Here is a 20,864-nt window from a genome sequence, read left to right as displayed (position 1 = left end):
CGATCTTTCTGTGACTAACCCAGGGAGAATGGCTCGAAAGCCGCACTAAGGAGGATGACCTATGAAAGCACCTCTGATATCGGCTAATCCGGTGCCAAACACCGTCAAGACCAGGATATCGTCTACCCGCCGCTGGTTAAACCTGTTTCTCGTTATTGCGGGCGGAATTCTGGCCTCCGTGGGACTTGAATTGTTCTTACACCCCAATAAGATTATTATTGGAGGCATTACCGGCATTTCCTCACTCTTCGCCCACTGGACCGAAATGAGGATTGGATTGTTCCTATTTTTATTCAATGTTCCGTTTATATTTCTGTCTTACAAGATTGTGCAGAAGAAATTTGTACTGGTTACTGTTCTGGGTCTGGTTGTCTTTTCGATCGGTGCCATTGTGCTTCATCCTATGCCGCCACTTGTAGAGCATCCGCTGGCTGCCGCCATGTTTGGCGGATTATGCCTCGGACTCGGAATTGGGCTCGTCGTGCGGTATGGTGGGACACTGGATACGCTGGAAATCGGTGATCCGTCTTCCCGCCCACCTGAACGTGTATTTAGCGGAAAACGGATGCTTATCGAAAAAATAATCATGCTGCTTAACTTGTTGATACTGACAGCCGCTGGTGTTGTCTTTGGCTGGGACCAAGCGATGTATTCCGTAATTGCCTACCTTATTGCTTATGAAATGGTGTACATTGCGTTCAGGGGCTTTTCTTCCAAACGCAAAGTATGCATTTTGACCACACAAAGCTCTCAAGTTGAAAAAGCTGTACGCAAACGGCTACGCCGTGAACCTGGAACGCTGGAAGCCACTTCTGACTCAACACAACTTGCTATGGCTGAAGGATGGATCAGGCAAATCCCGGGTGCACTTTATTATGAGGTACATGTGCTGGAGATGATCTGGTTGAAGTCCATTGTTCGTCACATTGATCCACATGCGGGCATTGTGACGAATCCGGAAAAATAATGGTTAAAAAAACAAAAAAACGCTCTCTTACCCTATGGATGAACAGTATTGTCCACCAAGGTCAGAGAGCGTTTTTTTTCTGTTATTATAATTAATTTTTATTATAGCTCAACGATGGCTTTGACTACATGTGAATCTGGCAATAGCCATTGGTCTATTGCAGTAGGTAACTCATCAAATTCCACTCGGTGTGTGATATACCCATCCATGCTTATTTTCTTTTGGCGCAGGGTTGACAGGACTTGATCAAAATCTTCACGGGTTGCGTTTCGACTACCCAGGATACTCATCTCCCGCTTGTGAAATTCGGGGTCATGAAAGGTAATATCTGCTTTCACCAGTCCCACAAAAATAAGTTGTCCACTATGCGCCACATATTGAATGGCCTCATTCATGGAATTCACGTTACCTGTTGCATCAAAGACAGCTGTAGCATAGTCGCCTCCCGTGATTTCAGCCACATGCTGCACAGAATGTTCATTCGCCTGAACCAAGTCATCCGCTCCAGCCCAAGTCCGGCTAAGCTCCAGCCTGTCCAGATTACGATCAACGGCAATAACACGTGCTCCCGCCTGTTTGGCAAATGCCATCACACCCAAGCCAATGGGGCCAGCTCCAATCACAACCACATGCTCACCAGGCTTGATTCCCGCTCTTCTGACGGCATGGGCTCCAATGCTTAATGGTTCTACCATTGCCGTCTCATCCAACGTCAACCCTTCTGCTGAGAGCAGATGTGAGACAGGCACGCTGATTCTTTCTCTCATGCCTCCGTCTACGTGTACACCCATGACTTGCATGGACGCACAACAATTGGTTTTTCCATTGCGACATGCAATACAGTGACCGCAATGCAGATACGGAATAATACTTACCTGATCCCCAGGCTGTAACCCAGTCTCGTTCGGACCGATTTCTTCAATAACAGCCGCCAGTTCATGACCCAGAACACGAGGATAGGTGAAGAATGGCTGGTTGCCTTTGTACGCATGCAGATCCGTTCCACAGATCCCAATCCGCCGAATGGCAACCAACGCCTCTCCTTCTGCTCGTTCTGGTTGAGTCAGGTCCTGGAGCTTCAATTGATCTATTCCTTCACATACAATGGCTCTCATCGTTGTTCCCCCTTGGATGCTTCTGCTGTCGTTTTGCTTGGCTTCGTATTATATTCAGGTCGTCCGCTTGACCATGTCTCGTTATGCAATGGAGCCAGAATGCGCAGCACTTCATCCAGCAGGTTCTGATCTATCGGTTCCTCTATCCAGGCTGCATTATTGAGGATATTGCGCTGGCTGGCACTGCTCACCAGTGTTGTCGGAATTCGTTCATTCGACGTGGAGAATTGCACGGCCAGCTTGGCAATGTCACTGCCTTGTTCCGCACAGAAGCGGGCAGCCTTCAGGCAGAGCTGTTTCACACGATCATCTGCCGGATGCCAGGCTGGAGCGCCTCGGGTACTCAACAAGCCCATAGAAAGAGGCGAAGCATTGACAAGGCCAATTTCTTTTTTTTCCAACAGGGGTAATAACGATAATAATGAGGTATCATTCAATGAATAATGACAATACGATATGATCGCATCCGCATCGATCTGTGGCAGAACCTTCTCGAACAAAGGCAAGGGTAATCCACATATGCCCGCATGTCGTATAACTCCCTGCTCTTTCAGACGCAGCAACGTTGGAAAAGCTTCTTCGATAATAATCTCTGCTGGCACAAATTCAATATCATGCAGGAACAGAATGTCGATATAGTCTGTATGCAGTCGATCCAGGCTCTCTTGCACGCTATCCAGAATCCGCTGACGTGAAAAATCAAACTCATTTTCCCCATACCGTCCGGCTTTGGTTGATAACATATATGAACTGCGGGGCAAGCTGCGGATGGCTTCACCCAACACTGTCTCCGCCTTTGTCAGCCCGTAGTAAGGCGAAACGTCTATGTAATTCATCCCCGCATCTACAGCCGCATGTACAGTGCGAATCCCTTCGTCCCGGTCAATGTCACGAAATACAGAACCGAGTGAGGATGCTCCAAAGCTCAATACAGGTACGTCCAGTTCCGTCTTGCCAAGTATTCTTCTCTTCATCGGTTTACCCCTTCCAGCATGTCTGACTACACAAGTTCCCTTTCATTGTAACAGTTCAATTTCAATATAAAATATCGCCAATTGCCTAACATGTACTGTTTGATGACCTCGAACCGCAGAAGAAATCAAAAAAGCCCGCCGTCTCTCCAAACGGAGTAGTCAGCGGGCTTGGCTTCATAAATACTAATCTACCGATCAGCATTTATGGGAGTAGTATTCAAATAATCAGAATTAGTTCTGCATTACAAAATCTTCATGCACGGAATTCTCTTCATCGAACATGCGCACGATGTCGTAACGGGTGTTACGCTGAGCCGGAATATAACCTGACTCTCGAATCAAACGCAGAATGGATTCAATGTTAACTTTGTAAGTTGCACCAGCAGCAGATACAACGTTCTCTTCAATCATGGTGCTACCGAAGTCATTACAGCCAAATTCAAGGGACTTCTTACCGATCTCAGGACCCATCGTTACCCAAGAGGACTGAATGTTCTTGATATTATCCAGCACCAGTCGGCTGATGGCAACAGTCTTCAAGTACTCTTCTGGCGTCTGACGCTCCAGTTTGAGATTTGTATTATCCGGTTGGAACGTCCACGGAATGAACGCCAGGAAACCTTCGGAATCATACTTGTTCGCAATACATTCATCCTGTGCTTCACGTACACGGAGCAAGTGCAGTGCACGCTCTTCCATCGATTCACCAAGGCCGATAACCATCGTTGCGGTGGTGTTCATACCGATGCGGTGTGCAGTTTGCATAACGTCCATCCAATCCCGCCATGACCCTTTCAAGCGACTGATTTTCCGACGTGTGCGATCATCCAGAATTTCGGCACCGCCACCAGGCAAGGAATCCAGTCCAGCTTCGTGAATAGCACGAACAACCTCTTCCAATGTAAGGCCATCGGATACTTCAACCATTTTCATAATCTCCGCTGGGGAGAAAGAGTGCATCGTGATGTTTGGGAAACGCTCTTTGATGGCTTTCAACAGGTCTGTATAATAGCTGAAAGGCAAGTTTGGATTCGTTCCACCTTGCATCAAAATCTCGGTACCATTCACATCTTCCGTTTCCTGAATCTTCTGGAAAATAACTTCGTCCGGAAGTACATAACCTTCATCCGAGCCAGGTCTGCGGTAAAAAGCACAAAAACGGCAGTACACATCACACACGTTCGTGTAGTTGACGTTACGCCCGATTACAAATGTTCTGTATGGTTCAGGGTGCATGCGTTTCATAATGACATTAGCAGCAGCCCCGATTTTGTCCACTTCATTGGATTCAAATAGCTGAATCGTGTCTTCCAAGTCCAAACGTTCGCCCCGAAGGGCTTTATCTAAGATACGGTCTACCGTACTCATCGTAAAAAAGCCTCCCTCATGAAGAGAAATTATATAACGATCCGTCCCAACTTGTTCAAGAGAAGCAAGTTCTGGTGGCAACATCGTATTTCTGTACTCCACATATCGTAACACAGGTTACATGTGAAAAAAAGCACCTTATGTACAGGTGCTTTAAAAATAAGTAAAAATTTTTACATATGGAAAAGAATTATTTCGAACTTAAGTGATACGCATCGGCGTATTCGGTCATCCACTTTTGCTAGGATTCCTGAAGTGCTTGTTCCAAATCTACAATCAGATCTTCGATATCTTCCAGACCTACAGAGAAGCGCAGCAACCCATCTGTAATGCCACGGTCACGGCGAACCTCAGCCGGCATTGCAGCGTGAGACATCATCGCTGGGTAGGACAGAATACTCTCCACAGCTCCCAAGCTTACAGCAACAATGGGGAGCTTCACCCGGTTAAGAACTGCTTTTGCACGATCACCTGAACCGACGTCAAATGAAACGACAGCTCCATATCCTGTGGACTGCCGCTCATGTGCCTCACGGCCCGGATGATCCTCAAGTCCTGGATAAAAGACAGCGGTAATATCACTGCGCTCATTAAGCCATGCCGCCAGTTTAGCTGTGCTCCGTTCACTATGAGCCATGCGAGCCCCCAAGGTTTTCATCCCGCGCATCAGAAGCCAGGATTCTTGTGCCCCGAGTACAGTTCCAAGTCCATTTTGCAACTGTTTCAGTTGTACGCCAAGTGATTCCGTGCGAGCAACGGCTAACCCTGCCAGTACATCACTGTGACCTCCGAGAAACTTCGTAGCACTATGTACGACGATGTCCACACCAAGCTCGATTGGACGCTGATAATACGGTGTCATAAAGGTGTTATCCAGAATCGTGATCAGGTCATGTTCCTTCGACCAGTCAGTTACAGCAGCGATATCCGTAATCCGCAGTGTAGGATTGGACGGTGTTTCCATATAAACTGCCTTGGTGTTTGGCTTGAGTGCCGCTTTTACTTCATCTATATTGGTCATGTCTACAAAGGTTGTCTCAATCTGCATACGGCTTAATATGGAAGTAAGCAAACGATACGTACCTCCATATACGTCTTCCGTCACAATCATGTGATCCCCTGCGGAGAACATCATGAACACGCTTGAGATCGCAGCCATCCCCGAAGAATAGGCAAAGCCTCGTGCGCCGCCCTCCAGCAATGTGATGTAATCTTCCAGAGCCTGACGTGTCGGATTACCCGAACGACTGTAGTCATGCTGAGGCGGATTGAAGATATCAAAATGGTGGAAGGTTGATGCTTGATAGATCGGTACACTGGAGGCTCCAGTCGTTTTGTCAATTTCATCTCCAAAATGCAGCAATTTGGTATCAAATTTCAACTCGGAATTGGGCTTGTTGTTGGAATCACTCATGAGTGCACGCCTCCTTCCACTTCCTGTTGTGCAGCTGTCAGAGCATTGCCGAGATCTGCAATCAGATCATCCGCATGTTCAATGCCTACGGAGAACCGGAGCAGACGATCATCCACACCTACGGCTTCACGAATTTCAAGCGGAATATCCGCATGAGTCTGTACTGCCGGATAAGTCATGAGTGATTCAACTCCGCCGAGACTTTCGGCAAAAGCAATGAGTTGGATATGACGCAGCAACGGTTCAACATAACGTGCATCCTTCACTTTGAAAGAGAAGATACCTGTGTTACCCGTGGATTGTTTGTTCTGTATCTCATACCCCGGATGATCGGATAGGCCTGGATGATACACTTCAACCACCGCTGGGTGCTCAAGCAAGTATTTAGCAATCGTAAGTGCATTGTGCTCATGACGCTCCATGCGAAGAGCCAGCGTTTTCATACCTTTCATCAACTGGTAGGAGTCACTTGGAGATAATACCGCTCCAATGGAATTATGCAGGAACGCCATCTCTGCAGATAACGCCTCACCTTTGGTAATAATTAGTCCGGCGAGCACATCATTGTGTCCGCCCAGATATTTGGTAGCGCTATGAATGATGATATCGGCACCCAGTTCAATCGGACGTTGGAAAAATGGAGTCAACAACGTGTTGTCAACAATGGTCAACAGGTTGTAACCTTTCGCCCAGGAAGCAACGGCTTCCACATCGGTGATCATCATCAGTGGATTGGTTGGTGTCTCAATAAATACAGCTTTGGTATTCGGCTGACGAACCTTCTCCAGTGCTGCAAGGTCATTCGTATCCACATAACTAGCAGTTACGCCGAAACGGGACAGAATACGTTCCAGCAGACGATAGGTTCCACCATACAGATCCAGCGATACAATCAGATGATCCCCTTGACCAAACATGGCAAAGATCGTTTGCAGCGCGGCCATTCCCGAGCTACAGGCAAACCCTGCATCACCGGACTCCAGCGCTGCGGCGGCTTCTTCCAATACTTTACGGGTTGGATTAGTCGTACGAATATAATCAAATCCCGTGCTTTGTCCAAGCTTCGGGTGGCGAAACGCAGTGGATTGATAGATCGGAAAGTTAATGGCGCCTGTTACCGGTTCATTGATGGACCCAATTTGTGCTAAGCGGCTTTCGATTTTCAACTTGTTGTTGTCTTCCATTGCTGCATCCTCCTGTAATCTCGATTAGATTTGCGGGCCAATATCGTAAGGTGTTTCTTGATACACATAGTAATTGAGCCAGTTAGAGAATAATAAGTTGGCATGAGCGCGCCAAGTAGCCGGTGGCACACGGGAAGGGTCGTCATTCGGATAATAATGTCTAGGCAATGCGATATCCAACCCTTTGGCTGCATCCCGGTCATACTCCCATTTTAATGAGAACGGGTCATACTCGGCATGTCCTGTGGCAAAAATCTGTTTGCCGTCTTTGGTAGCAACCAGGAAAATCCCCGCTTCCTCGGATTCAGCCAAAATCTCTAAATTCGTATTCTTTTCAATATCTTCGCGTCTCACTTCCGTATGACGGGAATGTGGAACGTTGAATACTTCATCGAACCCACGCAACAACGGAACATGTGGTTTATTGATGGTATGTGGGAAAACCCCAAAACACTTCTCATCAAGTGCAACCTTGGGTACGTCAAAATGATGGTATAAACCCGCCTGGGAAGCCCAGCATATGTGGAGGGTTGAAGTCACATTGGTTTTGGTCCATTCGAAGATTTCCTGGATTTCATTCCAATAGTTCACGTCTTCGAAATCCATCTGTTCCACCGGTGCACCCGTAATGATCATTCCATCGAAACGGCGGTGCTCAATCTCATCAAAGGTTTTATAGAACAGATCCAAATACTCCTGAGACGTATTCTTCGACGTATGGGATTTGGGATGTACGAGAACGACATCCACCTGAATAGGCGTGTTTCCCACCAGACGAAGCAATTGTGTTTCGGTCGTTTCCTTTGTGGGCATCAGGTTTAATATAGCGATACGGAGTGGACGAATATCCTGCTGATATGCAGAAGTTTCATCCATGACGAAGATATTCTCTCCTTCAAGTACTTCTTTTGCTGGTAGAGTATCGGGTATTTTGATTGGCATATAAATCTAACTCCTCCTTGTGCATAGATAGATGCAGCCACCCCTGGCTTGATGTCTTCACATCAATACAGTTATAGACTGCCTTGAGCTTGTAAAAACATTGAATTGCTCTTTCATCCAACGTTACAAACAACCTCAAGTTCCTTAGCGAAAATCACTGCTGAGAAGTCGGGGCATATAACAAAGACCTTCCTCGGATTTCGAGAAAGGTCATATGTAAAAAAGATATGCGCCTCTCTCATCTCTCAGTTACAACAGTGCCACTTGACACTTAGTCGCTGCAAGAATTAGCACCGTGCGGTATACCGCCGGTTGCCGGGTTTCATCGGGCCAGTCCCTCCACCTACTCTTGATAAGATTTCGCTGTATTAGATTGTAATTAAATATGGTTCACCGTCTACTTTATTACATTAATGCCCTCACGTCAAGATGCAGTTCGATGTCTGCTTCCCAGATCGGAACCGTTCATCATCCATTGTCATACACTGCCTCAGGGCGCGAAATAGACACATTTTTGCGCTTGAAAGCACCTTGTACCAGCGGTATACTAAACAAGGTGTTATAAACCCTTATGTGAGAGGTGACATATTAAATGGATGGCGACCCGAGGCCTGACTGGCAGCCGAATTCCGACAAACTGCATAGAGAATTGACATCAGCATGCCGGCAGCGGGACGTGACTTCCGTTTGATTATATAGTGAACGCAGCCCTGATCTCCAGGCTCCGCTGCCGACCGGCTGATTTGTTCTTTTTGCGCCCATAATGATAATATCCGCCAAGTTGGCGGGTGCAGAAGGAGTAGATTAACGATGAAAATCCGGTTGGTAAACAACGGTGTATTTATTCCGGTGGACGACATTCAGCAGGCGCTGACTCCACCAGCGGAAGGATTTTACTGGATTGATGCAGACGTAGACGATTTGGCGGTACTTCAGCCGCTGTTCTTAATGCATGATCTGGCTGTGGAAGACTGTCTTAGTGACGAAGAACAACGTCCGAAGATTGAAATTTATGAGAACCATTATTTTATTGTGATTAATAGCATCCGTTTCGATGATGAAGAGATATTTCTACGTGCGGTCAACCTGTTTCTCGGCAGACATTTCATTATTAGTGTTACCAAGCAAAAGGTCAGCGAATTGCGCACACTGAAACCAATCCTGTGGGAACAGGAAATCAGTACACCGGATCGTCTGCTGTATTTGCTGGTTGACTTGATTGTTGATAATTATTTCACCGTAGGTGACCGAATCGAAGCACGGATCGAGAAGCTTGAGGAAGACATTCTGATGCACACCAAAAAGTCACATCTAAATGAGATTATCGGGCTGCGCAGTGAGATTCTGTGGCTGAAAAAAGTGCTTGGACCTCAGAAAGAGGTCATTAACACCCTGAACAAAAAAGATCTGCGTCTCATCGATGATCAACTGCAAAAATATTTCAGTGACATCTATGAGAATGCTGTAAAAATATCTGAAACCTTTGAGACTTATCGCGACCTGATGGGCAACTTGCGAGAAGCCTACCAATCCAGTATTGCGAACCGGGCGAATGAGATCATGCGTGTATTTACCGCTATTACCACGGTCTTCATGCCGCTGACGGTCATTACGGGTATATACGGCATGAACTTTACGAATATGCCAGAGCTTAACTGGAAATACAGCTATTTTGTTGTGATTGGCCTGATGGTTACCCTGGGCCTGAGCATGTTCTTCATTTTCCGCAAGAAAGACTGGGTATGAACTCATATGAAATAACAAAGACGAAGCGCTCCTCCGGGAGAAACGCCTCGTCTTTTTTCATTTCTGATCATTAACCAGCATTCTTCTCTGTCTCTGCGTGCCGACGAAAGCGGATTCGAATCATGCGCAGTCTTTCATAGACCTGCTCCAGACTTCCTCCATCGGGTTTCTCTCCTCCATACACCTTATGTAATACTGGCTTCAGGAACGTATCTCCCAGCTCCTCATACGCACTCCATACGGCCTCTTGTTCGTTCTCTGGCATCACTGCCAGCTCCACATCAAGAAGACAATCGGTGTCATAACCTTCGAGATCCAGTGTCTCCAACAGCTCAATCAATTCGCGTCGGGATAATCCGGATCGATTAACAATCTCTTCTAACGTATATCCTTCCTTCATGCCTTCAAGCACCTGCTTGCGCGTGGTGAACTTATCCAGTTCCTGCTTGTACTTCTGCTCTCTCTGCTTGTATAACCAACTCTCATACTCTTCTTCCTTCAGCGCCGTATATACCCAGTCCAGCGGGAATGTCGTTGAACGCTCCAACCCGCTTGTAATCTCCATCCATTCCGTACCATACTCAGTCGCTTTGCTCTCTCCTACGCCCGGCAGTTGCATCAGTTCATCCAGCGATTGCGGAACAAAGGCACTGATCAAACGCAGCAGACGATTTGTTGCAACAAAATACGGTGCCTTCCGGTCAGAAACAGCTCTCTTCCTGCGCCATGTGCACAGATCCGTATATAACTGCTCATTGCCGTATAGTTCACTGTAGCAATGGAGCCGCTGACCACCATAACTGCGTGACTTCAGATCATCATTCTCATGAAATAACCCCTGCAACTGCGGTCGGTACCCCTCACTCATCTGTATGGCAAGCTGAAGACGGTAAATATGAAGCAGCTCCTCCCAAGAAGTCCCTTCATACCAGATGCTGTCCTCACGCTCTCCTTCCTCGTAGCGACTCCATCCCAGCTGCCAACTATCTTCCTCTTCCCCAATCCATAGCTGTGCATACTCTGCATTCTGATCTGACATTTTGGACAATCTGTTCATGAAAATGACTTCCATTTTCTGTTCCCTCCCTTTAACATTTCAGCCTATACGGGTTAGTTATACTACCTACAGGCAGCACAAAAAAACACCCCTCCTGCAAAATCCATGCAAGAGAGGTGCTTCCTCATTAACCGTACTATGCTGTTGCCCATATCATACCACAATGGTAAAATTCGTCAATCCCTTAATAACCTATTTATTCAATGCCAACTTGGCAAGCGCCAGTGAACCACACAGACCCGCATTGTCTCCAAGTCCTGGTGAAACAACATACTGGTCAATGTCGGATTGAAGCGCCGGATGCTGAACGTACCCTGCCAGCAACTCCTGCAGTTTGCTACGCACCATCGGGAACAAATGCTCCTGCTTCATTACTCCGCCACCCATGACGATTTTCTGCGGAGAGAGAATCAGGACATAGTTCATCAGTGCGTGTGCCAGGTAATGCGCTTCGATCTCCCAAGCTTTATGATCTGCAGGCAGTTCATAAGCCGGTTGCTCCCAACGTTTGTTAATGGCTGGTCCTGCTGCAAGACCTTCGAGGCAGTCACCATGATACGGACAGAAACCTTCGTATGTATCCTCCGGATGTCTGCGTACAATGATATGTCCCATCTCAGGATGTGACAATCCATGGACCATTTTACCGCCAACCACAGCGCCAGCACCAATGCCTGTACCCACAGTGATATACAGACAGCTCTCAAGACCTTGTGCAGCGCCCCAGGTTGCTTCTCCAAGTGCTGCACCATTCACATCCGTATCAAATGTCATCGGTACATCAAAATGCTCCTTGAGCTTGCCAATCACGTTATACTGTCCCCAATGTGGTTTTGGTGTTGTTGTGATATAGCCATATGTTGGGCTTCCTTCAATCGGATCAATCGGACCGAATGAACCTACACCCAGAGCTTCAATGCCTTTGCCTTCAAAAAATGAAATCACTTGAGCCATTGTCTCTTCCGGTGTTGTTGTTGGAAAACTTACGCGTTCCAGAACTTCTCCGTTCTCTGTGCCAATACCACATACAAATTTGGTTCCGCCTGCTTCAATTGCGCCTAAGATCGTCATGTTAGTCACACTCCCAAGTTAGTTTAAAAAGGAATTCGGATTACTTTACTTGATGACACAATAATTACCCTGCTACTTGTTCTCCAGCTTGGACAACCGTTTCATTAACGTCTGCCTCCAGCTGTCTGACAGCGCAGGTATGGCCAGTAACGCCTGAATATCTTCCATATCTTCTTTCCCCTGATGCATAATTCGATTGGCTTCAAGAACCGTCATGGATGAAGGATCGGTGCTGATTCGTCGAAATATCGATGAAGGCCGAACCTCCCCTTCTTGCAGTACACGAAAGTAAAAGCCGGTATGTCCACTCTCCTGAAAATAAACAGGCAACTCCTTATAGTCATACCTCGCACCCAGTTTGAAGCAAGGTTGTCTGGGCTGACTGACCTGTACTGTGGCTTCGCCCAACTCGTACACATCACCAATCCGGACATCTTCTTCGGCACAGCCTTCAACTGTCAGATTTTCTCCACAAGCTCCCCAGTTCAGCTTGCGATCCATCAGCTGTTCCAGCACCGTATAACGACTGTAATCGTATACACAAACGGCTTTGTCAGGGCCGCCATGATGCACCAGATCCGCCTGCGCGTCCCCTGTCATTCCAGTGAATGACAGGAAAACCGCGTCGGATACAGGATGTTTCACAATGCCGCTCAGCACTTCACGCTTCTGCCCAGGGAGCGGCTGCGGCAACCCTACATTAATGGCCAGAACAGCTGTATTACCCTCCCCTGGCTTTCGATCAGATGTGAGTGTCATTTGCGTCATACCTCCCAATAATCACTTTCTTTTAACGCACAGAGCCGCCAAATACCAGTGTATTACTCAAGAGCCGGCCTGGAGAAGTCAGCATTTTGCCCCCGGCATACATACCCGAGGAAGCACCGCCATCCAGATTCATGGCCTGTTTGGCACCAAGCTTCTGCATCACCGCTGCCCACTCCTTGATTGTTGCTCCGGAAACGGTAGCCAGCATAACAGAACCGTCCGCCATAATCGCAATACCACTTCTGGCTCCGGAAGCATTAAGAATCTTGGCATCCTTGAAACCTTCGCTCGTCGGATTGACAGCTACCTTACCGTCTTTTACCAGACGTGGTCCTGCCCCAACAGCAGTCACTACATCTTGCCAAGGGATCTCTTTGCCTGCTGCGTTCGTATACTTATAATTCATTTCTACGGTTGAACCAACGGTGAAACGATCCGAAGAAGACTTTTGGTTGCCTGTAAAGACCAGTACCGAGCCATTCTTAGGAATCGCTACATTTGTATTGGGCACTTTTTTGGTCACGATACCTTTCTCCATGACAACCGCAGTGCCACCTTTGAACCCGACTGTGGCACCTCGTTCAGGCGTATACAGCATTGTTATGCTCGCGTTCGCTGAAGGTGTTCGATTAATAAAGGTGGCATACCAACTGCGTGATTTACCTTTTGTATCCGTTACTTTACCTGTCAAACTCACCTGAAGTGAATCCATGATCGCTGAGCCGTCTTCCTTAAATCCGATGGATGTTCCGTATCTTCCAATATGTATGACCTTACCATTTGCTATTAACATACCGTATGGATCTGGTGCTCCGTTATATGCTTCAAAAAATGCTCCGTTAATGGCTGCTTGCGCACCATAGGCTTTCACAATCGATGGCAATGTTGCCGTCTGGCCAACTTGCTTCTTCGCGAGTCCCACGGTAACCGGTGTTCCCTTTGGAATCGAAACGGTCTGTACGGTAAAATTACGTCCTGCTGCTTTTACTTTCTGTACTTTGGTGCTAATTGCTGCTTTGGCCTCCACTGTCTGTGGTGCACTTACTGCTCCCGAAAGAATTACGGGCAAGGCCAGGACGAGGGCCATAGCCCCTGTCCACCACTTTTTGCCTGTTCGTACGTTCTGCATGTTGCTCACCCTATTGCCACTCCCATCCAAGAGCCAAGGCTCTTCATCTCAAGTTGTTCAAACTTGTCCATCACCATATCCGGATCAAGACGCAATTCACAGATATCCAGCGCACAGGCAACCGGAACAGCACAATGAATCTCTGCCAGTTTGCGGGACAGATGAAGCATGTCCAGATCATTCTCAATCTTGTTACGCACCGAAGGGGTCAGTTTATCCATGTTGCTCAGAATCCCTTCAATGGAGCCGTATTCCTGTACAAGCTTCAACGCTGTTTTCTCACCAATTCCCCGCACTCCAGGATAATTGTCGCTGGCATCTCCCATCAGACCCTTCATGTCAATCACTTGACGAGGTGTCAGTTGTTTCTCAGCCATGAGCGTTTCAGGGTTGTACACCATGTAGTTGCCATGGCCTTTTTTCATAATAATGATACTTGTGCGATCATTGATCAGTTGCAACATGTCGTGGTCACCCGTCAGTACCATAACATTCATATCTGTCTCTTCGGTATAATACTTCGCAAGCGTCCCGATACAATCGTCGGCTTCGAATCCTTGTGCACCTATATTCGGAATACCCAGGCTATCCATGACTTCACGAATCAGAGCAAACTGGGGAATCAGGTCGTCCGGAGCTTCGGCCCGGTTGCCTTTGTAAGCTGCATATTCTTCACCGCGGAACGTCTTACCGCCCATATCCCAACAACATACGACATGACTTGGCCCAAAAGTCTGAACCGCATCCCAGAAATAACGGATAAATCCGTAGACTGCGTTGGTAGGCAATCCTGCCTTTGTACGTCTGATATATCCGCTTGCAGATGTCGCATAAAAAGCACGGAACAACACCGCCATACCGTCTACCAGCAACAAAGTAGGTTCATTACGTTGATTCACTTGAATTTGTTCTCTCCTATCTAAATCTAGCATATAAAATACGAAACTAATTCTATCATTATAGCATAGTTCCGCCAACCATCGTTCAGCCAAAAAAGCCCTGAATTTTGAACAATTCAAGGCTGACATTCAGCGCGTTTATGCGTTATTCCATTCCTGCTCGTACGTTTCTTCCTTGAATCCAACCGTCACCTTTTCTCCATCCGTAACGATCGGACGTTTGATCAGACGACCATTGGAAGCCAGTAAACGAATCTGTTCATCAGCTGACATGCCTGGCAGCTTGTCCTTCAGTTGTTGTTCTTTGTACACTTCTCCGCTCGTATTAAAGAACTTTTTCACTTCGAGCCCGCTCTGTTGGATGAGTTCTGTTAGTTCAGATTCGGATGGTGGTGAGTCAAAAATAGGGATTAACTCCAGCTCATGTCCTTGAGCTTCAAGCCATTTTACAGCTTTGCGGCATGTGCCGCATTTGGCATATTGATATACTTTTAAGTTACTCATTTATTTGCCTCCTATTGTGTGGCTCCGGTTTCGACTTCTCGCTTCCCTTGGTTTGCTTCGCAAATCCAAAAGTCGCTCCAAATCGATACCATCGCCATGCAACTTTACTGACTTTGGCGAATGAGATCAAAAACACACATTCGCTATATTTTTTGGGTCAAAATCTTACAGTTTTTATATCCTTAAAAGCTTTTGAGATTTGAATTCTTGAAATATTTAACATGAAATGGGTAAACATCAATACATTAAACCATAAAGATTAGCCTACGGCATGTTGTTCGGGTGCATAAAGCATCCCTCACACAAGTTAGCCAACTAGCGTTGACTGACAAGCAGGACGGGCTTTGCACAAAACTACGGCAAAGCCGTCATTTCTTAGGGAAGTGATTTGACGCTTTCTCCTAGAGCATCTCCCTTGGAGCTGCCTCATCATTCAAACGCTTCTCCAGCGCAGCCATATCTGCTGGTAAAGGAGCCTGGAACGTTATGCGTTCCTGTAGAATGGGATGTTCGAACGTCAGCTCACAGGCATGCAAGGCCTGGCGTTCGATCCAGCTGTCCCGTTCATCCCGGACAACCATGGTCTGCTCATCGATCTCGTGCACAGGTAGTGTCTTGTACATTCGATCACCGATTAATGGACAGCCGATGGACGTCATATGTACCCTGATCTGATGGGTTCTGCCACTTTCCAGCTTGAGGCTTATCGCACTGGCGCTGCCCCCTGACCAACGTGTTACGGTCGTGTACAACGTTCTTGCAGCATAACCATCAGGTGTTACGATTCGGCGGTGTGGCTCTTCAGGATCGCGGTCAATCGGTCCGTCCACCGACCCTTGTTCCGGGACAGGGCTGCCGTGCACAAGTGCAATATATTTCTTGTCCACTGTTCCAGCGATCATCTGTTCAGAGACATGTTGATGGACATAAGGGTTCTTGGCTATAGCAAGAACACCTGACGTTTCCTGATCAAGTCGATGAATCGGTCTAAACCGAAAGCGCTCGCCCTTGGTTTTCCAGTAATGAACAACGCCATTTGCCAAAGTACCCGTATAATGTCCATGCGTCGGATGAACGATGATGCCCGCATCCTTGTTAACAATAAGCAAGTGCTCATCTTCATACAAAACGGTAAATGGAATAGGTTCAGGCAAAATATCATCCGATTCCTCTTGCTCCATCCGAACTTCAACGACATCACCCGCAGCTACCTTCACGCTAATATACACGCGCTCTCCATTTAACATGACGCCTTGTTCAGTCAGCTTGATTTTGGACAAAAGCTTACGCGACACCAGCAGCCGGCGCTGAAGCACGGTCTTCAGCAGCCAGCCATCTTCTTGTTCGGTCACCGTGTAGACAATCGGCGAATAATATTGGCTCATTCTTTGCGGCGGAATACTTTTTTGCTCCGCACATATTCAATATCCGCCACCTGTTGTCTCGCGTTGGCCGTCCGTGCAACCACGAAGAAATAATCAGACAGTCGGTTTAGATACCGTCGTACAGACGGATTAATATCTGTATGTTGTCCAAGTGTTACCGTGCGACGCTCTGCGCGACGACATACAGTACGGCACACATGAAGAGCAGAAGACAGCTGACTGCCACCAGGAATAATGAACCGTTCCACTTTTGGATTCTCAGCATCATACTGGTCAATCCATTGTTCCAGACGTGTGACCATCTCATCTCTCACCTTATATTTGGTTTCACTAATCTTCACAAAGGCCAGATCCGACCCGCAATCAAACAGTTCCTGCTGAACTTCCAGCAGATGTTCACGCAGATCTTCGAATTCCCCTTGAGCCGAGTCAATAAGGCTGATCGCCTGGCCTACAAAACAGTTCAATTCATCAATCGTGCCATAAGCCTCAACTCGGTCATCATCCTTGATGACGCGTCCACCGATGACCGAAGTCTGTCCTTCGTCACCTGTTCGTGTATATATGCCCATCGTTATCCCTCCAATTGGTAATATAATAATGAATACGGGAATGCCATTTTTTCAGAAACCCGTCTATCGCTTGACACGTATAGAAGAATTGGTGTGCTCTGCCGAGTATACGACAAATCAAAGGAAACCAAAAGTAAAGGAGACGATTATGCAAAACTGGATAACCGATTTCATGGAACAATACGGCTACATAGGCATCGCACTCATTATTGCTCTTGAGAACGTATTTCCCCCGATTCCATCCGAAATTATCCTACCGTTTGGCGGATTCATGACCACCTATACCAGTCTCACTATTCCAGGAGTTATTATCGCCGCAACTATTGGCTCTGTCCTTGGTGCTGTGATCCTGTATGGTATTGGTCTACTCATTGACGTCGAACGCCTTGAGAAAATTGTGGAACGTTGGGGACATGTTCTGCGCATCAAAAAAGAGGATATTCACCGTGTCGATGCATGGTTTGACAAATATGGCATGTGGACCGTATTATTCTGCCGAATGGTTCCCCTCGTCCGTAGTCTTATCTCCATTCCCGCAGGCATGTCCAATATGAAATTTGGTTTATTCCTTCTCTTTACAACCATTGGTACATTAATCTGGAATGTCATTCTTGTCTGTGTTGGTGCTGCGCTTGGCGCATCATGGGAGAGCATTTTGCACTTTATGGACGTCTATTCCATTGTAGTGTACGTCATTCTGGCCATCATTGTCATCGGATGTATCATCTGGTGGATCAGACGTAGCAAAAAGCAGAAATAAAAAGGATAGCTTAATAAATAAAGCCTCCTCGCCACCAATTCGTGGTTAAGGAGGCTTCTTTATGTCACCCGTTTATGTCATCTCGCTATCGTTCATCTTCATTTCGCATGCCCTGACTTTTAAGATCGATAGCCAGACCGGATACCAGCATGTACATCTTTTCAGCATGTATCTGCAGCATCCGGTTCACCGAAGCCATTCTCGCTGTAAATATTCGTTCTTCCTCGGTAGGATGCAATGTACCATGCATCTCATTGGTAATCACAAGCAACTTCCCCTGATAAGACAATAAAGCATCAAGCAAAAGCTGTGTCTCTGAACGCTGATGATCCAGATCCTCTGTTGCCCTGAAACCGGCAGCCATCCAGGAGGTCAGACTGTCTACAATTACAATTCGCTGATCCGCCAAAAACAGATTGGATTCCCGATTAATCTGGGTGATCACCTCTGTCAGATGCTGACCGTTCCCGGCATGAATGGCACGATAATGAGCGGATGGCAATTCGGGAATAACGGGATCATGATCACCAGTGGATAAATATACACCCTCCCGGCTAATTCCAGCTGCGTACTTGAGGGCAAACCGGGTTTTACCACTACCTATGCCGCCTGTGACCGTAATCAGCAATCCGCTCCCCTCCTTCCATAGCCATTCTGAATTTTCTTTACTCTGTCAGCGCCTTCAGCACTTTTTTGGATTCTTCGACATTGGAAGATGACACTGGAATGGTGGCGAACAAATTGCTCGCAGCATATTCTACATCTTTAAACATTTTCATATCTTCGAGTGGAATGCCGTAAAGATGTGATTCTTGCTTGAGATCTGAACCTGCATCTCCTTCACCCTTCTCTACCAATACTCCACCCTCAAATACACCCCGTTCAAACTTCTTAGGATCAAAAGTATCATCCAGCGGAACATTGGAGCCATTACTTCCGTATTGTTTCATGTCGGACTCAGGCAAAATGAAGATATCATGTCCTCCAGCCGCATATTCCACCATAATTTTCTGAACATCATACATCGCACTGGTAATCACTTCCACCTTGGGTTCCTCACCCAGTTTCTGTTGCAGATTGGCCTGTAACTGCTCTGAGATTACAGATGGATTTCCTTGATTATCAATGATGAATATGGAAAAACCATCTTTACCTCCACAACCAGCAAGCAGAAAAACGATAGAAATGATTGCAGTAAGCCCCCAAAATCTCTTCATTCCAGTTCCCCCTTTAGTCTCCTATGTCCAATATATCACAATTGTTCCACGCAAAAAAATAACCTGGCTTATCGGGGAATCACCTTGCCTTTACGCACAAAAAAAAAGAAGACCTTCTCAGGTCTCCCTTTCTAACTCAATTAATGAAACGTTTCAATCCAGCATAAACGTTATTTTCCTTTAATCGGATTAGCCTTCATATATTCATTAATCTTTAAATCCAACAAACTGCTGATTTCAATTACAATATCGGATGTGAATGATTTCTCTTCGAGGAAGATCTGTTCCATCTTGCGACGAAGCATATGAATTTCATCTTCCAAGGAAATGTCATGCAAAGATGCGTTATCGGGTTTCACCGACCATCGGTCGCCATGATCGCCTTCTGCCAGATAGTGCCCACGATTCGTCGGTAAATCATATTCAACACAAAACAAAGCTAACCCCTCCTTGGAAAAATGGTTTCCAAATTTATGAAAACTTATTTCAAATTGAAATTATATCACATTATTTTGTAAAAGAAAGTTATTTTTTTCCAATACAACCATGTCTCATTTGTAAAAAGATTCTATTTTAGTATTAACCCTCTTTTTGCAGTTTGTAAACAAAGTTTCCGATTCGTTCCAAAGCTTCATTTAATTGGGTTACAGAAGTAGCATAAGAGCAACGCAAGAAGCCTTCTCCCTGAGGACCAAAAACATTGCCCGGAACAGCAGCCACTTTATTCTCCGTTAACAATCGTTCAGCAAACAGGTCGGAACTCATACCCGTCTTTTGAATGCTCGGGAATGCATAGAATGCCCCCTGAGGTTCGTGACAATCAAGTCCAATATCCCTGAATCCCTGCACAATTAAACGTCTACGCTGATTATACGATTCTACCATCCGATCTTTCTCACCCAAACCATTCGTCAACGCCTCAAGTGCGGCAACCTGACCCATGGCCGGCGCACACATTACCGTATACTGATGGATTTTGAGCATGGCTGCAATAAGCTCAGGATGACCACACATGTACCCAATCCGCCAACCTGTCATTGCAAAAGCCTTTGAAAATCCGCTTACGAGAATGGTCCGCTCCTTCATGTCAGGGATAGCTGCAAAACTAACATGTTTTTGCGTATACGTCAATTCAGCGTAAATTTCATCCGCGATCACAATCAGATCATGCTTTTTAATCACTTCAGCAATAGGCAGCCACTCTTCATACGTCATGATGGCTCCAGTGGGATTACTCGGATAACACAGAATAACCACTTTCGACTTCGGTGTGATGCCAGCTTCGAGTGCTTCGGCCGTTAACTTGAACTGATCTTTCGCATAGGTTTCAACACCAACCGGTATACCGCCACCGATTGAAGCGATTGGTGAATAAGCCACGTACGAAGGTTCAGGAATGAGAATCTCGTCGCCAGGTACAATTAATGCTCGCAAAGCCAAGTCAATCGCTTCACTGCCACCCACAGTAACAATAATCTCATCCTTGGGATCGTATTTGGTATCAAACTGCGTATCCAGATATTCACTGATGGCTTCTCTCAACTTCGGCATACCTGCGTTGGATGTGTAGCTGGTCATGCCTCTTTCCAGCGAGTATACACAAGCTTCACGCATATGCCAAGGGGTAACAAAATCAGGCTCACCCACACCCAATGTGATAATATCCTTGTTGTCTCCAACCAGATCAAAAAATTTACGAATTCCGGATGGAGGTATCTGCTGCACGAGAGGTGCCAGATATGATGTCATTTTCTTGTTGTTCCCGGTTGTCTGTTCATTCACTATCATGACA

General features: G+C 46.5%; 21 protein-coding genes and 1 riboswitch. Of the genes, 3 read left to right on the top strand and 18 right to left on the bottom strand.

Going from position 1 to position 20,864, the window contains the following annotated elements; translation table 11 throughout:
• The first annotated feature begins 61 nt into the window (after positions 1–61).
• The gene (locus tag MKZ13_RS09255; protein WP_237176209.1) at positions 62–967 is read left to right on the top strand and encodes a YitT family protein; all 906 of its coding nucleotides are present in this window, start codon (positions 62–64) and stop codon (positions 965–967) included.
• Positions 968–1,068: 101 nt separating this feature from the next.
• Here MKZ13_RS09255 and MKZ13_RS09250 read toward each other — a convergent pair whose 3' ends face one another.
• The 6 genes from MKZ13_RS09250 to metA form a co-directional block, all read right to left on the bottom strand.
• Positions 1,069–2,082 carry a zinc-binding alcohol dehydrogenase family protein gene (locus MKZ13_RS09250; RefSeq protein ID WP_339183512.1) on the bottom strand — a complete coding sequence of 338 codons (1,014 nt, stop codon included), beginning with the start codon at positions 2,080–2,082 and terminating at the stop codon, positions 1,069–1,071.
• Positions 2,079–3,056 carry an aldo/keto reductase gene (locus MKZ13_RS09245; RefSeq protein ID WP_339183510.1) on the bottom strand — a complete coding sequence of 326 codons (978 nt, stop codon included), beginning with the start codon at positions 3,054–3,056 and terminating at the stop codon, positions 2,079–2,081. Before MKZ13_RS09245 ends, MKZ13_RS09250 begins: the two co-directional genes overlap by 4 nt.
• A 231-nt stretch (positions 3,057–3,287) precedes the next feature.
• The gene (gene mqnC, locus MKZ13_RS09240; protein WP_124113707.1) at positions 3,288–4,424 is read right to left on the bottom strand and encodes a cyclic dehypoxanthinyl futalosine synthase; all 1,137 of its coding nucleotides are present in this window, start codon (positions 4,422–4,424) and stop codon (positions 3,288–3,290) included.
• Between the two features lie 241 nt (positions 4,425–4,665).
• Complete coding sequence (locus MKZ13_RS09235) at positions 4,666–5,838, bottom strand: aminotransferase class I/II-fold pyridoxal phosphate-dependent enzyme (protein WP_339183508.1); 1,173 nt, start codon at positions 5,836–5,838, stop codon at positions 4,666–4,668.
• Positions 5,835–7,022 carry a PLP-dependent transferase gene (locus tag MKZ13_RS09230; protein ID WP_339183506.1) on the bottom strand — a complete coding sequence of 396 codons (1,188 nt, stop codon included), beginning with the start codon at positions 7,020–7,022 and terminating at the stop codon, positions 5,835–5,837. The genes MKZ13_RS09235 and MKZ13_RS09230 overlap by 4 nt, the downstream gene beginning before the upstream one ends.
• Positions 7,023–7,046: 24 nt before the next feature.
• Positions 7,047–7,964 (bottom strand): homoserine O-succinyltransferase, encoded by a 918-nt coding sequence (gene metA / locus MKZ13_RS09225; protein WP_339183502.1) that lies wholly within the window; start codon positions 7,962–7,964, stop codon positions 7,047–7,049.
• A gap of 235 nt (positions 7,965–8,199) precedes the next feature.
• Positions 8,200–8,323: riboswitch (SAM riboswitch) on the bottom strand.
• Between the two features lie 451 nt (positions 8,324–8,774).
• Here metA and corA point away from each other — a divergent pair.
• Positions 8,775–9,710 carry a magnesium/cobalt transporter CorA gene (corA, locus tag MKZ13_RS09220; protein ID WP_062833460.1) on the top strand — a complete coding sequence of 312 codons (936 nt, stop codon included), beginning with the start codon at positions 8,775–8,777 and terminating at the stop codon, positions 9,708–9,710.
• A gap of 70 nt (positions 9,711–9,780) precedes the next feature.
• On the opposite strand, the gene MKZ13_RS09215 is transcribed toward corA, so the two are convergent.
• From MKZ13_RS09215 to MKZ13_RS09180, 8 genes are all read right to left on the bottom strand, one after another.
• The gene (locus tag MKZ13_RS09215; RefSeq protein WP_339183500.1) at positions 9,781–10,782 is read right to left on the bottom strand and encodes an HRDC domain-containing protein; all 1,002 of its coding nucleotides are present in this window, start codon (positions 10,780–10,782) and stop codon (positions 9,781–9,783) included.
• Between the two features lie 177 nt (positions 10,783–10,959).
• A complete protein-coding gene (locus MKZ13_RS09210) occupies positions 10,960–11,838 on the bottom strand; it encodes an ROK family protein (RefSeq protein WP_047842269.1) in 879 nt (292 codons plus the stop codon).
• A 72-nt stretch (positions 11,839–11,910) separates the two neighbouring features.
• Positions 11,911–12,597 (bottom strand): MOSC domain-containing protein, encoded by a 687-nt coding sequence (locus MKZ13_RS09205; protein WP_221822963.1) that lies wholly within the window; start codon positions 12,595–12,597, stop codon positions 11,911–11,913.
• Positions 12,598–12,628: 31 nt separating this feature from the next.
• Positions 12,629–13,735, bottom strand: a complete 1,107-nt coding sequence (locus MKZ13_RS09200) for a phosphodiester glycosidase family protein (protein WP_339183496.1) — start codon at positions 13,733–13,735, stop codon at positions 12,629–12,631.
• A 5-nt stretch (positions 13,736–13,740) separates the two neighbouring features.
• Entirely contained in the window at positions 13,741–14,634 is an 894-nt protein-coding gene (locus MKZ13_RS09195; RefSeq protein ID WP_017689620.1) for a 5'-3' exonuclease H3TH domain-containing protein, read from the bottom strand.
• Between the two features lie 138 nt (positions 14,635–14,772).
• Positions 14,773–15,138: an arsenate reductase family protein gene (locus MKZ13_RS09190; RefSeq protein ID WP_221822951.1), complete on the bottom strand. Its 366-nt coding sequence runs from the start codon at positions 15,136–15,138 to the stop codon at positions 14,773–14,775.
• A gap of 401 nt (positions 15,139–15,539) precedes the next feature.
• Complete coding sequence (locus MKZ13_RS09185; RefSeq protein ID WP_221822949.1) at positions 15,540–16,523, bottom strand: RluA family pseudouridine synthase; 984 nt, start codon at positions 16,521–16,523, stop codon at positions 15,540–15,542.
• Positions 16,520–17,095 (bottom strand): cob(I)yrinic acid a,c-diamide adenosyltransferase, encoded by a 576-nt coding sequence (locus tag MKZ13_RS09180; protein ID WP_036610088.1) that lies wholly within the window; start codon positions 17,093–17,095, stop codon positions 16,520–16,522. The genes MKZ13_RS09185 and MKZ13_RS09180 overlap by 4 nt, the downstream gene beginning before the upstream one ends.
• A gap of 148 nt (positions 17,096–17,243) precedes the next feature.
• On the opposite strand from MKZ13_RS09180, the gene MKZ13_RS09175 reads away from it, so the two are divergent.
• Positions 17,244–17,855 (top strand): DedA family protein, encoded by a 612-nt coding sequence (locus MKZ13_RS09175; protein WP_074094303.1) that lies wholly within the window; start codon positions 17,244–17,246, stop codon positions 17,853–17,855.
• Between the two features lie 85 nt (positions 17,856–17,940).
• Here the strand turns inward: MKZ13_RS09175 and MKZ13_RS09170 are convergent, their stop codons facing one another.
• The 4 genes from MKZ13_RS09170 to MKZ13_RS09155 form a co-directional block, all read right to left on the bottom strand.
• Entirely contained in the window at positions 17,941–18,483 is a 543-nt protein-coding gene (locus MKZ13_RS09170; RefSeq protein ID WP_076209196.1) for a bifunctional adenosylcobinamide kinase/adenosylcobinamide-phosphate guanylyltransferase, read from the bottom strand.
• Between the two features lie 37 nt (positions 18,484–18,520).
• Positions 18,521–19,072: a hypothetical protein gene (locus MKZ13_RS09165; RefSeq protein ID WP_221822945.1), complete on the bottom strand. Its 552-nt coding sequence runs from the start codon at positions 19,070–19,072 to the stop codon at positions 18,521–18,523.
• Between the two features lie 170 nt (positions 19,073–19,242).
• On the bottom strand, positions 19,243–19,509 hold the full coding sequence (locus MKZ13_RS09160) for an aspartyl-phosphate phosphatase Spo0E family protein (protein ID WP_062833452.1): 267 nt from the start codon (positions 19,507–19,509) through the stop codon (positions 19,243–19,245).
• Between the two features lie 142 nt (positions 19,510–19,651).
• Positions 19,652–20,860 carry an aminotransferase class I/II-fold pyridoxal phosphate-dependent enzyme gene (locus MKZ13_RS09155; RefSeq protein ID WP_036610094.1) on the bottom strand — a complete coding sequence of 403 codons (1,209 nt, stop codon included), beginning with the start codon at positions 20,858–20,860 and terminating at the stop codon, positions 19,652–19,654.
• Positions 20,861–20,864: the final 4 nt, after the last annotated feature.

The sequence above is a fragment of the Paenibacillus sp. FSL R5-0701 genome (assembly GCF_037973995.1).
GTDB lineage: Bacteria > Bacillota > Bacilli > Paenibacillales > Paenibacillaceae > Paenibacillus.
Note: the sequence above shows the minus strand (reverse complement) of the source record. Positions and strands in the feature narration are given on the sequence as shown.

Coding starts and splice junctions, on each gene's coding strand:
- MKZ13_RS09155 (WP_036610094.1), bottom strand. CDS start 20,860: ATGATAGTGAATGAACAGACAACCGGGAACAACAAGAAAATGACATCA.
- MKZ13_RS09255 (WP_237176209.1), top strand. CDS start 62: ATGAAAGCACCTCTGATATCGGCTAATCCGGTGCCAAACACCGTCAAG.
- MKZ13_RS09205 (WP_221822963.1), bottom strand. CDS start 12,597: ATGACACTCACATCTGATCGAAAGCCAGGGGAGGGTAATACAGCTGTT.
- MKZ13_RS09165 (WP_221822945.1), bottom strand. CDS start 19,072: ATGAAGAGATTTTGGGGGCTTACTGCAATCATTTCTATCGTTTTTCTG.
- MKZ13_RS09210 (WP_047842269.1), bottom strand. CDS start 11,838: ATGACGATCTTAGGCGCAATTGAAGCAGGCGGAACCAAATTTGTATGT.
- corA (WP_062833460.1), top strand. CDS start 8,775: ATGAAAATCCGGTTGGTAAACAACGGTGTATTTATTCCGGTGGACGAC.
- MKZ13_RS09235 (WP_339183508.1), bottom strand. CDS start 5,838: ATGAGTGATTCCAACAACAAGCCCAATTCCGAGTTGAAATTTGATACC.
- MKZ13_RS09230 (WP_339183506.1), bottom strand. CDS start 7,022: ATGGAAGACAACAACAAGTTGAAAATCGAAAGCCGCTTAGCACAAATT.
- metA (WP_339183502.1), bottom strand. CDS start 7,964: ATGCCAATCAAAATACCCGATACTCTACCAGCAAAAGAAGTACTTGAA.
- mqnC (WP_124113707.1), bottom strand. CDS start 4,424: ATGAGTACGGTAGACCGTATCTTAGATAAAGCCCTTCGGGGCGAACGT.
- MKZ13_RS09215 (WP_339183500.1), bottom strand. CDS start 10,782: ATGGAAGTCATTTTCATGAACAGATTGTCCAAAATGTCAGATCAGAAT.
- MKZ13_RS09250 (WP_339183512.1), bottom strand. CDS start 2,082: ATGAGAGCCATTGTATGTGAAGGAATAGATCAATTGAAGCTCCAGGAC.
- MKZ13_RS09185 (WP_221822949.1), bottom strand. CDS start 16,523: ATGAGCCAATATTATTCGCCGATTGTCTACACGGTGACCGAACAAGAA.
- MKZ13_RS09200 (WP_339183496.1), bottom strand. CDS start 13,735: ATGCAGAACGTACGAACAGGCAAAAAGTGGTGGACAGGGGCTATGGCC.
- MKZ13_RS09180 (WP_036610088.1), bottom strand. CDS start 17,095: ATGGGCATATATACACGAACAGGTGACGAAGGACAGACTTCGGTCATC.
- MKZ13_RS09175 (WP_074094303.1), top strand. CDS start 17,244: ATGCAAAACTGGATAACCGATTTCATGGAACAATACGGCTACATAGGC.
- MKZ13_RS09190 (WP_221822951.1), bottom strand. CDS start 15,138: ATGAGTAACTTAAAAGTATATCAATATGCCAAATGCGGCACATGCCGC.
- MKZ13_RS09245 (WP_339183510.1), bottom strand. CDS start 3,056: ATGAAGAGAAGAATACTTGGCAAGACGGAACTGGACGTACCTGTATTG.